The organism is Rhodococcus sp. BS-15 (genome assembly GCF_000813105.1).
Taxonomy (GTDB): domain Bacteria; phylum Actinomycetota; class Actinomycetes; order Mycobacteriales; family Mycobacteriaceae; genus Rhodococcoides.
Genome location: NZ_BAOX01000495.1, coordinates 1 through 1,963, shown reverse-complemented (window position 1 = coordinate 1,963; position 1,963 = coordinate 1). Strand labels below are relative to the sequence as shown.

At 66.9% G+C, this 1,963-nt stretch carries 2 protein-coding genes; both read right to left on the bottom strand.

Annotated features, from left to right (window positions below; all coding sequences use genetic code 11):
- Window positions 1-473: cyclic nucleotide-binding domain-containing protein (locus RHBS_RS27275; protein ID WP_237669833.1), on the bottom strand; the 473-nt coding region annotated here is incomplete at its 3' end.
- Window positions 463-1,963 (bottom strand): GMC family oxidoreductase (locus tag RHBS_RS27270; protein ID WP_128646899.1); only part of this gene is annotated, 1,501 nt, incomplete at its 5' end. The genes RHBS_RS27275 and RHBS_RS27270, both read right to left, overlap by 11 nt.

Genomic DNA, 1,963 nt, shown 5'->3' with positions numbered 1-1,963 from the left:
CCGACGGTGCGGCCGGCGCTGCCCTCGACCGGCCCGCCGCGGTGCGCGGTGGCCGAGGTGACGGCGTCGGCCAGGAACGCCAGCCCGGTCGGCGTTGCGAACAACGGTCGAATCAGCTCGCCGGGCAATCGAATCACGATGCTCGGTTCCGTTGCCCGCGCTCGGAATTCGACGGTCGCGCCGGACAGCAGCGCCGAGAACCCGAAGACACCACCGGGACCGATGGTGTCGATCGGTGCCTCGGTGCGCGAGGTGTCGTCCGGGTGCGTGATCACCACGCGCCCGGTGCGCACCACCCACACGGTGTCGGCATCTGTCGAGACGTCCGTCCGCGCAGGGTCCACAACCCATGCCCCACTGCCGTACTCGCGTTCGACGGCTGCTGCGGCCATCTCTGCCAGGACTGCCGGTGGCGCGCCCTGAAACGGCGGATGCACGCCGAGAAAATCGGCCAGCTCCGGTCTATCCGCCACGGATCAGGTCGGCGCATTTCTCCGCCATGGTCATCACCGTGATGTTGGGATTGACGTACGGCAGCTTCGGCATCGCCGACGCGTCGACCACGCGCAGGTGCGCGATGCCCTTGACCCGCAACTCGGGATCCAGCACGGCCATGGTGTCGTCCACCGATCCTATCCGCGCCGTGCCCGCCGGGTGATAGACGGTGTTGTGGGTCTTGTGCACATAGTCGAGCAGGTCGTCGTCGGTGACGGCGTCGGGCCCTGGGGCGAGTTCACGTTCGATCCAGCCGGCCATCGGGCCGTCGGCCGCGATACGACGAGCCAGCTTCAGGCCGGCGAGCATCACCGCGTCGTCGTGGCCGTCGGCGTCGGTGAAATAGCGCGGGTCCACTTTGGCACGGTCGCGAAAGTCTCTGCTGCGCAGACGAACAGTGCCACGCGAGCGCCCCTGCGTCACGTTCGGAGTCAAGCAGAATCCGTTGTCGGTGGTCGGGTAGCCCCATCGGAGGGTGTTCATGTCGAACGGGACGCTGCCGTAATGCATCATGATGTCCGGGTAGTTCAGCGAGTCGTCGGTCTGCGCGAACACTCCGATCTCCCACCACTGCGAGGAGGTGGTGACCATCGGCTTGCTCGCCTCCCAGAACACCAGCCCTTCGACGTGGTCGTCGAGGTTCTCGCCCACACCGGGCGAGTCGACTCGCACCGTGATTCCCATCTCGCGTAGCTGGGCTGCCGGTCCGATTCCGGAGAGCATCAACAACTTCGGCGTGTCGATGGCCCCGGCGGTCACGATGACCTCGCGCCGCGCGGACACCGTGTCGTAGCCGGTGAGATCGGGGCGTTGGTACCGCACTCCGGTCGCGGTCAGCGATTCGTCGATCAGAATCTCGCTGATCCAGCAGTCCGTGCGCACCTCCAGGTTCGGGCGCGTACCGATGATCGGGTGCAGGTAGGCGTGTGAGGTCGACATCCGCGAGCCGTCCTCACCCGCATTGATCTGGAACCAGCCGGCACCGTTGAGTACCGTCGTTCCGCGGTTGAATGCGACGGTGGGAAGGCCTACGGCCGCGGCCGACTCGAGTACCGCGGCACCGCACGGATCGTTCGGCGGCACGTCGCGAATCCGCACCGGGCCGTCGTGTCCACGACCTGTGTCGTTGTTCTCCACTCGCGCGACGAGCGGCAGGATGTCCGACGCTTTCCACCCCGTCGCGCCTGCAGCCGCCCAGTCGTCGAGGGTTTCCGCGGGCGGGTGAAAGGCGATGCAGGAGTTGTGCGAGGAGCAGCCACCGAGCACTTTCGCTCGCGCGTGCCGCATGAAGCTGTTGCCGCGCTCCTGCGGTTCGACGGGATAGTCCCAGTCGTAGCCGGAGTCGAGCAGATGCATCCACTCCACCAGTTCGAGAATTGCCTTGTCGCCGACGTCGGTCGGCCCTGCTTCCACGAGGCAGACACTGACGGAGGGGTCCTCGCTCAGCCGTGCAGCGAGGACGCACCCC